Here is a 10276-nt window from a genome sequence, read left to right on the forward strand (position 1 = left end):
CGCGTAAGTGCCCGGCCCGTACCGTTCCTCCCCGTCCGTACCGCTCAGCGCGGTCCGGCGCCGCTCACTTGGCGGGCGGCGTGGTCTTCTTCGCCGTGGCCTTGCGGGCGGCCGGAGCCTTCTTCGGGGCGGCGGGCTTCTTCGCAGCGGCCTCGGCCGGCGTGGCCTCCGCCGGCTTGACCTCGACGGGCTTCGGCTCGGCCGCCCTGTCCTCGGCCGGGGCGGCCGCCGGCTTCGGCTCGGGCGACGGCTCGACGGCCACCGCGATGTCCTCGATGCCCTCGGCGGCGTCGCCGCGCCAGGTCTTCACGGCCTGCTCACCGTGCTCGGCGAGCTTCTCGTAGGTCTCGCGGGCCTTGACCGCGTACTCGGCGGCGACGCCCACGCTGCGCAGCGCCAGGTCCTGGGCGGTCTCGCCGAGCTTCTTCAGGTCGGTGTCGATCGTCCCGAACAGCTCGTTGGCCTTGGCCTGAAGGGTCTCCTGCGTCTCCCGGACCCGCACGGTCACCCGCTCCTGGACGGCCTTGGGGTCGGTGTTGCGCACGGCCTCGATGCGGGCCGGGGCCTCGGTGCGCAGCTGCTCCACCAGAGCCGGCACCTTCCTGGCCTGCTGCAACGCCAGGTCGGCGGTGCCGGCGGCGAAGTAGAGCGGCTTGGGGTCGCTGAAGGTCTTGCGCAGGTCGTCGGTGATGGCCATGGTGATGGTCCTCCCGGATGTCGTTTCGGCTGAGGGTCTGTGTGGTCCGCGGCGGGCGGCCGGCGCCCTGGCCGGCTCAGCCGGCCGTCCGTCGCGGACCGCTGTCGTCGCCGCCGGCCTCGCGGCCGGGGCGCTCGGCGGGTCTGCCGCCCTTGCTGGTGGAATCCTCTGCACCCGGCTCGGGCACGGCGGCATCCGCCTCACCGTCCTCGGTGCCCCCGAATCCGTTCTCCTTGCGGAAGGACTCGTAGATCTGGAGGAGCACCTGCTTCTGGCGCTCGGTCAGCGTGGGGTCGGCGAGGATCACGGCACGCGTCTCGACCTCGTCCCGGTCGCGCTCCGCGTCGAGGATCCCGGCACGGACGTACAGCGTCTCGGCGGAGATGCGCAGCGCCTTGGCGACCTGCTGGAGCACCTCCGCGCTGGGCTTGCGCAGCCCGCGCTCGATCTGGCTCAGGTACGGATTGGACACCCCGGCGGCGTCGGCGAGCTGCCGCAGCGACAACTGCGCGTTGCGCCGCTGTTCGCGCAGATACTCACCGAGACCGCCGACGTTCAGGGATGCCATGCCCCCACCATGACGCACCGCGCTAACAATTGCAAGCACCCTGCTTGCAAGAGTGCGCCACCTCTCGGCGCGCCCCGGCGCCGATTACGCTCGCCCCATGTCCGACCCTGCCCCCGACCCCCGTCCGCGGTCCCTGATCGACCACCTCACGATCGACCACCTCCTGCCGGGGGCCGTGCGAAGGGTGCGGGTCACCGGGTTCGACGGAGCGGACGTCCTGGTGCGGCTTCTGGACGGCGAAGGGGACGCCGAGACCGGTCGCATTCCCCGGCATGAGGCGTCGATGCGCCGGACGGAGCATCCGTCCGAGCTGTTCGAGGTCGGCCAGGAACTCGACGCCGAGGAGATCGGACGGTGGCGCGGAGGCCGGCTCCACCTCTCCGCCAGGGCGTGCGAGAGTCCGGCCCTGCGGTCCTTCCTCCTCGGGTTCGCACCGGGGCAGGTGGTCGCCGGGACGGTCGCCGCGGTGCAGAACTTCGGGGTCTTCGTCCATGTCGACGGCGAGCCGGACGGTCGGTGCACCGGTTTCATCCGGGTGCCGGACCTGACGTGGGGCCACATCGCCCACCCGTCGGAGGTGGTCGAGGCCGGACGGCGGATCACCGCCGAGGTGATCGTCGTCGACACGCGCTCCGGACAGGTCACCCTCTCCCTGAAAAGGGCGCCGAAAGCCCGCTGTTGACCTTCACCCAAGGGGAGCGCCCAGCATCGACGGTGCCGGGCGACGGGCCCGGTACGAGGAGGGACACGCATGGAGCTGCTGACCATCGGGGCGTTCGCGAAGGCGTCCCGGCTGTCGCCGAAGGCGCTGCGGCTGTACGACGAGCTCGGTCTGCTGACTCCCGCCCGCGTCGACCCGGACACCGGCTACCGCCGTTACGCGCCCCAGCAGCTGGAGCAGGCCCGGCTGGTCGCCTGGCTCCGGCGGCTGGGCATGCCGCTCGCCCGCATCCGGCGGGTCTGCGCCCTGGAGGCGGGCGAGGCGGCCGGCGAGATCCGCGCCTACTGGGCGCGGGTCGAGGCCGACACGGCCGCGCGGCGGGACCTGGCGGCCTTCCTCGTCGACCACCTGACCGGGAAGGACCCCGCCATGTCCCGCACCACCGCACCTCTCGCGCTCCGCTACGCCGCCCTGTCCGACACCGGGCGGGTCCGCGCGAGCAACCAGGACACCGCCTACGCGGGCTCCCGCCTGCTCGCCGTCGCCGACGGCTACGGCAGCGCGGGCGCCCCCGCCAGTGCCGCCGCCGTCGAGGCCCTGCGCGGTCTGGAGACGGAGAACGTCCCGGCGGGCGAGCTGCTGGGCGCCCTCGAGGACGCCCTCGGCCGCGCCGAACAGGCCGTGCACGGCGTCTCCGCCCCCGGCGACGACGACACCGACGCGGGCACCACGCTCACCGCGATGCTGTGGACCGGCTCGCAGCTCGCCCTCGTCCACATCGGCGACTCCCGCGTCCATCTCCTGCGCGACGGCGAGCTGTTCCGGATCACCCACGACCACACGGTGGTGCAGTCGCTGATCGACGAGGGGCGCCTCACCCCCGAGGAGGCCGCCTCGCACCCGCAGCGGTCCCTGCTGTTGCGCGCCCTGGGCCGGGGCGCCGACTCCACACCCGACCTGCGTCTGCACGACGCCCGCGCCGGCGACCGCTACCTCCTGTGCTCCGACGGCCTGTCCACGGTCGTGCCCGCCGGGGACATCCACCGTGTGCTCTCCGGCATGCCCGAGCCCGAGGCGGCCGTCCGCGCGCTCGTCGACCTGGCCAACGCGTCGGGCGGCCCGGACAACGTGAGCTGTGTGGTCGCGGACGTGGTGGAACAGCCGTAGGCGCTCCGGTCCCCCGTCGGCGGGATCGGCGCGAACCCCCGCTCGCCCGGTCCCGCGTCCGGCACGATGAGGCATGCTCACGGACCACTGGCATCTCACCCCCGACGTCGAGGACCTCCTCACCCGAGCCGGCGACTTCCTGCGCTCACGGCCCGCCCTGCACACCACACCGCTGACGGACATCGAGAAGCTCCGCCTCCCCGGCGCGGGCCCGTCCGTCCTCGGCCGGCTGGAGACCGGGGGCGAGGTCCGCGCGGTCTGCTACCTCACCCCGCGCGGCCGTCTCGGCGTCACCCCGCTGACCGCCGACGACGCCGGCGCCCTCGCCGCCCGCCTGGCGGCCGACGGCCACTCCCCCGCCCAGGTCGTCGCCGACCGGGACACCGCCGGCGCCTTCGCCTCGGCCTGGCGGGAACACACCGGCGCGACGCCCGAGCTGTTCTGGCACACGCACCTCTACCGCCTCGGCACGCTCACCCCGCCCCGGCCGCACCCGGAGGGCCGGGCCCAGGTCGCGGGGGCGGCGGAGCGCGACCTCGTGGTGGCCTGGTGCCGGGAGTTCTGCGTCGAGGTCGGCGAGCAGCCGTCCATCAACCTGATCGACGCCGGCGACTGGACCCGGTCCCGTTTCGGCGACCGGCACTTCACCTTCTGGCGGACACCGGACGGCACCCCCGTCTCCATGGCGGCCGTCACGTCGGTCACCGGCGGCATGGTCCGTGTCGACCCCGTCTACACCCCGGCCCGCCACCGGGGCCACGGCAACGCGGGCGCGGTGACGGCCGCCGTGAGCCGGGCCGCGCTCCACGCGGGCGCCACGGACGTCGTCCTGTTCGCGGACCCGGCCAACCCGACCAGCAACGCCCTCTACCAGCGCCTCGGTTACGTCCGTCTCACCGACTGCGCCGGGTACCGGTTCGCGTACGACGTCGCGTACGACGGGCAGGCCGCCGGCTAGGGCGGCGGCACCCCCGCCGTACCCACTTTTTTGTGCGTACTTGGCAGGCCACGGCAGCGGGGCGAACCTGGTTGCGGGCGGCCGGCGGGACACGGAGGAGGTGAGCGGGCGTCAGGAGGCCGGGAGGGGCCCGGCCAGCCTCTCCAGACGGCGGTGACCCCAGTCGGCGAGGGGCGCCAGGGCCTCGGAGAGCTCGCGGCCGAAGGCGGTCAGCGAGTACTCGGTCTTCAGCGGCAGCACGTCGTGCACCTCGCGGTGCACCAGCCCGTCCGTCTCCATCTCCCTGAGCGCCTGGGTCAGCACCTTCTCGCTCAGTCCCGGCAGCCGCCGGCGCAGCTCACCGGGCCGCTGCGGCCCGGACTCCAGCAGCCACAGCAGCGCGGTCTTCCACTTGCCGTCGATCACGGCGATCGCGGCGGTCACCCCGCAGACGTTCACGTCCTGCGCCCGGCTGCGCCCCATACCCACCCCATTTGTTGCCTATGTCCATGTACAGGAGTCGAATGATGTCCATGCACCTCGACCAGTCTGCCGTCACCGTGCTCGGTCTCGGGCCGATGGGACGGGCCCTGGCCGGCGCGTTCCTGGAGGCGGGGCTGCGGACCACCGTCTGGAACCGGACCCCGGGCCGGGACGCGGACCTGCTCGCACGGGGAGCGGCCGGCGCCCGGTCGGCGGAGGAGGCCGTCGCCGCCTCCGCGCTGACCGTGATCTGCGTGGTCAACGACGACGCGGTGGACGCCGTTCTGCGGCGGGACGCGGTCGCCGCCGCCCTCAAGGGGCGCACGGTCGTCAATCTGAGCGCCGACACCCCGGAGCGGGCCCGTGACCTGGCGGACTGGGCGGCCGGGCACGGCGTCCGCTACCTGGACGGCGCGATCATGACGCCGAACACGACGATCGGGACGCCCGCCGCGGTGTTCCTCCACGCCGGCCCGGCGGACCTCTACGCGGAGCACCGGACCGTGCTGGAGGCGCTGGGCGGCACCCACACCCACCTCGGCGAGGACATCGGCCGGGCCGCGGCCTACGACATCGCCCTGCTGGACATCTTCTGGACCGCGATGGCCGGTTACGCGCACGCCCTCGCGGTGGCACGGGCGGAGGGCGTCACCGCGCGGGAGCTGGCGCCCTTCGCCAAGGGCATCGTCGACATCCTTCCGCCGATCATCGAGCAGTCCGTGGAGGAGACGGAGCGCGGCGACTTCCCCGGGGACGGCAACCCGATCACCTCGGCGGTGTCGTCGATGGCCCACATCGTCCACACCTCCGAGGCCCACGGCATCGACGCGGGCGTGATGCGCGCGGCGGAGGGCATGGCCCGCCGCGCGATCGGGCGGGGGCACGGCGCGGACGGCTTCCTGCGCATCGCCGAACTGCTGGGCCGCCGCTGAAGCTCCGCGCGGGTCACGGGAAAAAGCGGTGGCCTCCCGCGCGGCGCCGCGACCAGACTTCCCGGGTGACGTCGCTGCACGAGAACGAGATCACCGTCGACGAGGACCTCGTCCGGTCGCTGCTGCGGGCGCAGTGCCCGCAGTGGGCGGAGCTGCCGCTGCGGCCCGCCGGCGCGGGCACGGTCAACACCATGTACCGGCTGGGCGACGGCCTGCTGGTCCGCCTGCCCCGCACGGCGGACGGCGGGCCGTCGGTGCGCAAGGAGCAGCGGTGGCTGCCCCGGCTCGCGCCCCGTCTCCCCCGCCGGGTGCCGGAACCCGTGCACGCCGGGGCGCCCACCGACGCCTACCCGGTCCCCTGGGCCGTCCACCGCTGGATCGACGGCGAGGACGTCGGTCCGGACACGGTCCGCGACTGGGCCGCCTTCGGCGCGGACCTGGCCGAGTTCGTACGGGAGTTGCACTGCGTCGAACTGATGGGGGCCACGCGGGCGGACGGCCTGTCCTGGTACCGCGGGGGCACCCTGGCGCCGTGCGACGAGTGGGTCCGGCCGTGCTTCGACGCGTGCCGGGGCGTCGAGGGGCTGGACCTCGACGTCGACACGCTGGAGCGGCTGTGGCGGGAGGCGCTCGCCCTGCCCGACCCCGCAGGACCGCACGTGTGGCTGCACGGCGACCTCAGACCGGCCAACCTCCTGGCCCGCGACGGCGCGCTCCACGCCGTGATCGACTTCGGCGCGCTCTCCGTCGGCCTCCCCGACGCCGAGCACGCCCCCGTCTGGGACCTCCCGCCCGAGGCCCGCCGCGCCTACCGGGACGCCCTGTCCCTCGACACCCCGACCTGGCTCCGCGCCCGCGCCTGGGCGATCGCGGTCGCCGTCGCCGGCATCCCGTACTACTGGCACACGTTCCCGGAGTTCGCGCGGGAGTGCCGCAGCCGCCTGGCGGCGATTCTCGAAGCGCCCGAGGGGACGTGAGGAGCCCCGTGCCGACACACTGACCCCATGACGACGCTCTCCGATGCCGCCAAGGCCGACCTGCACCGCTATCTCCAGGAGGCGCGGGACGCGCTGCTGTGGAAGCTGGAGGGGCTGTCCGAGTACGACGTCCGGCGGCCGCTGACGCCGACCGGGACCAATCTGCTCGGGCTGGTGAAGCACGCGGCCGGGGTCGAACTCGGGTATCTCGGGGACACGTTCGGGCGGCCGTCCGGGGAACCGCTGCCGTGGCTCGCGGAGGGGGCGGAGGTCAACGCCGACATGTGGGCCGGCCCGGACGAGACACGCGGCGAGGTCGTCGCGTTGTACCGGCGGGCCTGGGCGCACGCGGACGCCACGGTCGAGGCGCTGCCCCTGGACACGACGGGCACGGTGCCGTGGTGGCCGGCGGACCGCGCCCGGCTGACCCTGCACCACGCCGTGGTCCGTGTCATCGCCGACACCAGCCGGCACGCGGGCCACGCCGACATCCTGCGCGAGCACCTGGACGGCGCGACGGGCGAGCGGCCGGGCGCCACCAGCCTGCCGTCGGCCGATCCCGCCTGGTGGGCGGCCTACCGCTCCCGGCTGGAGCGGGCGGCGCGGGAGGCCGCCGAGCGCACAGACCGCGCCACCCGGTGATCAGCCCTTCACCGCCCCCGCCGTCAGCCCCTGCACGATGTGCCGGCTGGCGAAGGCGAACAGCACCATCGTCGGCAGGATCGTCAGCACCGCCGCCGCGGACATCGAACCCCAGTCGATGTTGAAGCTGGAGATGAAGCCGTTGAGCGCGGTCGGCACCGTCTTGTTCTCGTCGCTGTTCATCAGCGTCACTGAAAGGAACAGCTCGTTCCAGCAGTTGACGAAGTTGAAGATGAACGCGGCGACGATCCCGGGCCGCATCACCGGCAGCAGCACCCGCAGCAGCGCCCCGAGCCGGGACAGGCCGTCGATCATCGCGGCCTCCTCCAGCGCGTCCGGGACGTTCTCGAAGAAGCCGCGCAGCATCACCGTGCAGAAGGGGATGCACACGGCGATGTAGACCAGGATCAGCCCGAGCGGGTTGTCGACCAGCCGGAGGTCCGTCATCAGCAGGTACAGCGGGCCCAGCGCGATGAACGACGGGATCATCTGCGTGACCAGGAACGCCATCAGCAGCGCGGACTTGCTGCGGAACTCGAACCGGGCGAGGACGTACGCCGAGAGCGTCGAGACGGCGGTGGCCACCGCGCCCGCGACGGTCGACACGACCAGGCTGTTCACCAGGTACGTGCCGAAGTCCGCCTTGCCGAACAGGCCTTGGTAGTTCTCCAGGGAGAACCGCTCGGGCCAGTAGGCGATCGGGAAGGTGAAGATGTCACCGGGGTCCTTCAGGGACGTGACAGTGATCCAGTAGAGCGGGAAGAGGGAGAAGACGAGCCAGAGCCCGAGGAAGGTGAACTTCGCGGCCCGGCCGGCCGAGGTTTCCTTGCCGATCACGCCCGCACCCCTCGCTTCCCGGTCTTGCCGGCGCCCCGGCGGCCGCCGCCCCGTTCCCGTGTCGCCGTCAGGAAGAACGTGGCGAACACCAGCAGCACCGCCACCACCAGCAGGCCCAGCGCGGACGCCTTGCCGTAGTCGCCCTGCTGCGTGATCTTGATCATCCAGGTGGTCACGATGTGCGTCTCGTCGTTCGGTCCGCCCCCGGTCATGCCGAAGATCAGGTCGGGGAAGTTGAAGATCCAGATGACCCGCAGCAGCACCGTGAGCACCAGCGTCACGCGGATGTACGGAATGGTGATCCGGAACAGCGTCCGCGCCTTGCCCGCGCCGTCCAGCGCCGCCGCCTCGTACAGCTCGTCCGGGATCGACTGGAGCGCGGCCAGGATCATGATCGCGAAGAAGGTCACCCCGTACCAGACGTTGGCGACCAGCACGGCGATCATGGCGGTGTCGGGGTCGGCGAGCCAGGCGACCGGCTCGTCGATCAGGCCCGCCCGCTGGAGCAGGTCGTTGACGACGCCGAACTCACTGTTGAACATCCAGCGGAACAGGATGCCGATGAGGAACCCGGAGATCGCCCACGGGAAGAAGATCAGCGCCTGGTAGAGCCCGCGCAGGCGGAACCTGCGCCGCAGCCACAGCGCGAGCGCGAACCCGATCACCAGCTGCGGCACGATCGAACCGACCACCCATAGCGCTGTGTTGCTCAGCACCGTGCCCCACGCGGGGTCGGTGAAGACCTCCCGGAAGTTCTTGATCCCCACCCACGAGGTGTCCGTGAGGTCGGTCAGGTTCCAGTTCCGGAACGCCATCTGGCTGCCGGCGATCATCGGGTAGTAGGTGAACACCGCCACGAAGACCGCCGCCGGCGCCATGAACGCGGCGACGACCAGACCGCGCCGCGCGGTGAACTCCCGCCGCCTGCGGCCTCTCGCGCCGCCCGGCCCCGGGCGGGCGCCCTCCTTGCGGACGGAGGGCGCCGCGGTCACGCCGGACGTGGGCGTGGACGTACCGGACATGGTCACTTCTTCCACTTCTCGGTCCAGTACGCGTCCCAGCCGGCCAGCAGCTCCTTCGGCGTGAGCTTGCCGAGGATCATCTTCTGCACGTCCGTGTCGGCGCGCTGCTGCCACTCCGTCCACCACGCGACCCCGCGCGGCTGGGTGACGACCAGGTACCGGTCCGGGTTCTCCGTCATGGTGACGTAGCTGGCCCACGGACCCGTGCGGTAGAAGTCGTCCTCGGCCGCCGCCTTCAGGATCGGCACCAGGCTGTTGCCCTTGGTGAACCGCGTCGACGCCTCACCCTCGGAGAGGAACTGCACCAGCTTCACGGCCTCGGCCTTGTGCTTGCTGCCCTCCGCGACGCCCCACCCGGCGGTCGCCAGCGGCTGCACGGTCTTCCCGGTGGGCCCCGCCATCAGCGGCGCGGTGCTCCACTGGTTCTCGTCGATCGACTTCGACTCCGAGACGGTGGCGATGACCTCGGGGTCCTGGAGCAGGAAGGCGGTCGAGCCGTTGGAGAAGCCCTCCACCATCTCCGGGTAGCCCCAGGCCACGGACGACTTCGGCGAGGCATCCTTGAACAGCTTCAGGTACATCTCCATCGCGTCCAGCGCCTCGGGCGCCGAGAAGATCGTCGAGCCGTCCTTCAGCAGATAGCCGTTGGCCGGGTCGATCCGGTCGGCGACGTACGCCTCGATGGCGGCCGTGGCGTTGCTGTGCGCGTTGGCGCCGCCGCGGAAGGCGTAGCCGTACCGGCGCGACGACGGGTCGTGGATCTTGGACGCCTGTTCCAGCAGCTCGTCCCAGGTGGCCGGCGGCTTGTCGAAGCCGGCCTCCTCGATCAGGTCGGTGCGGTGGAAGAGGCTCAGCCCGTAGAAGCCGTACGGCACGAAATGGGTGCGGCCCTTGTCGTCCTCGGAGGCCGCGACGGCGTTGTCGGTCAGCGCCTCCCAGCCCTTCCAGCCGGCCAGGTCCTTCTTCATGTCGTACAGCCAGCCGTTGTTCGCCCAGGGGCCGACGGTGATGTCGCGGACCTCCAGGACGTCGACGCCGCTGCCCGACTGGAGCATCTGCTGAAGCTTCTGGTCGGCCTGCTCGGTGGGCGGCGAGACCAGCTTGACCTTGATCTTCGGGTTCTGCTTCTCGAAGTCGGCTGTCAGCTCCTCGAGCAGGTCGGTGCGGGCGGGGTTGGTCAGGCTCTCCACCATGTTGAGGGTGACCGTTCCGCTCTCACCGGGGCTCATGGTGGAGCAGCCGGTCAGGACCATCGCGGCGGCGGTGCCGAGCGCGAGAGCTGCCGTCCTTCTTCTCATCGTGCTGACCTCTTCCTTCGGGGACGGGGACGACGGGCGGGGGGAGGTGCAGAGA

Annotated in this window: 12 protein-coding genes; 6 read left to right on the forward strand and 6 right to left on the reverse strand. The window is 72.2% G+C overall.

Features of this window, described 5'->3' with window-relative positions:
• Positions 1–64: 64 nt before the first annotated feature.
• Together CCN29_RS04515 and CCN29_RS04520 are read right to left on the reverse strand one after the other, a co-directional pair.
• A complete protein-coding gene (locus CCN29_RS04515; RefSeq protein ID WP_006133931.1) occupies positions 65–697 on the reverse strand; it encodes a hypothetical protein in 633 nt (210 codons plus the stop codon).
• A 76-nt stretch (positions 698–773) separates the two neighbouring features.
• A complete protein-coding gene (locus tag CCN29_RS04520) occupies positions 774–1265 on the reverse strand; it encodes a helix-turn-helix domain-containing protein (protein ID WP_031020195.1) in 492 nt (163 codons plus the stop codon).
• A gap of 97 nt (positions 1266–1362) precedes the next feature.
• Between CCN29_RS04520 and CCN29_RS04525 the strand changes: the two genes are divergently transcribed.
• The 3 genes from CCN29_RS04525 (at position 1363) to CCN29_RS04535 (ending at position 4051) form a co-directional block, all read left to right on the forward strand.
• The gene (locus CCN29_RS04525; RefSeq protein ID WP_228730996.1) at positions 1363–1947 is read left to right on the forward strand and encodes a S1 RNA-binding domain-containing protein; all 585 of its coding nucleotides are present in this window, start codon (positions 1363–1365) and stop codon (positions 1945–1947) included.
• A gap of 69 nt (positions 1948–2016) precedes the next feature.
• A complete protein-coding gene (locus CCN29_RS04530; protein WP_086680138.1) occupies positions 2017–3093 on the forward strand; it encodes a MerR family transcriptional regulator in 1077 nt (358 codons plus the stop codon).
• A gap of 73 nt (positions 3094–3166) precedes the next feature.
• The gene (locus CCN29_RS04535) at positions 3167–4051 is read left to right on the forward strand and encodes a GNAT family N-acetyltransferase (protein ID WP_086680140.1); all 885 of its coding nucleotides are present in this window, start codon (positions 3167–3169) and stop codon (positions 4049–4051) included.
• A gap of 111 nt (positions 4052–4162) precedes the next feature.
• Here the strand turns inward: CCN29_RS04535 and CCN29_RS04540 are convergent, their stop codons facing one another.
• Positions 4163–4513: a winged helix-turn-helix transcriptional regulator gene (locus CCN29_RS04540; protein WP_086680142.1), complete on the reverse strand. Its 351-nt coding sequence runs from the start codon at positions 4511–4513 to the stop codon at positions 4163–4165.
• A gap of 44 nt (positions 4514–4557) precedes the next feature.
• On the opposite strand from CCN29_RS04540, the gene CCN29_RS04545 reads away from it, so the two are divergent.
• From CCN29_RS04545 to CCN29_RS04555, 3 genes are all read left to right on the forward strand, one after another.
• Complete coding sequence (locus tag CCN29_RS04545; protein ID WP_031020191.1) at positions 4558–5445, forward strand: NAD(P)-dependent oxidoreductase; 888 nt, start codon at positions 4558–4560, stop codon at positions 5443–5445.
• Positions 5446–5510: 65 nt separating this feature from the next.
• Entirely contained in the window at positions 5511–6422 is a 912-nt protein-coding gene (locus CCN29_RS04550) for an aminoglycoside phosphotransferase family protein (protein WP_006133938.1), read from the forward strand.
• A gap of 27 nt (positions 6423–6449) precedes the next feature.
• Positions 6450–7064, forward strand: coding sequence for a DinB family protein (locus tag CCN29_RS04555; RefSeq protein WP_031020187.1), 615 nt, complete (start codon positions 6450–6452; stop codon positions 7062–7064).
• On the opposite strand, the gene CCN29_RS04560 is transcribed toward CCN29_RS04555, so the two are convergent.
• Genes CCN29_RS04560 through CCN29_RS04570 form a run of 3 tightly spaced genes read right to left on the reverse strand, consistent with a single transcriptional unit; the run spans position 7065 to position 10221 of the window.
• Positions 7065–7901, reverse strand: a complete 837-nt coding sequence (locus CCN29_RS04560) for a carbohydrate ABC transporter permease (protein WP_086680144.1) — start codon at positions 7899–7901, stop codon at positions 7065–7067.
• Positions 7898–8929 carry a carbohydrate ABC transporter permease gene (locus CCN29_RS04565; RefSeq protein WP_086680148.1) on the reverse strand — a complete coding sequence of 344 codons (1032 nt, stop codon included), beginning with the start codon at positions 8927–8929 and terminating at the stop codon, positions 7898–7900. The genes CCN29_RS04560 and CCN29_RS04565 overlap by 4 nt, the downstream gene beginning before the upstream one ends.
• Complete coding sequence (locus tag CCN29_RS04570; RefSeq protein ID WP_086680150.1) at positions 8926–10221, reverse strand: ABC transporter substrate-binding protein; 1296 nt, start codon at positions 10219–10221, stop codon at positions 8926–8928. Before CCN29_RS04570 ends, CCN29_RS04565 begins: the two co-directional genes overlap by 4 nt.
• Between the last annotated feature and the right edge of the window lie 55 nt (positions 10222–10276).

Origin of the sequence: Streptomyces pseudogriseolus (assembly GCA_002154585.1) — a bacterium.
GTDB lineage: Bacteria > Actinomycetota > Actinomycetes > Streptomycetales > Streptomycetaceae > Streptomyces > Streptomyces pseudogriseolus.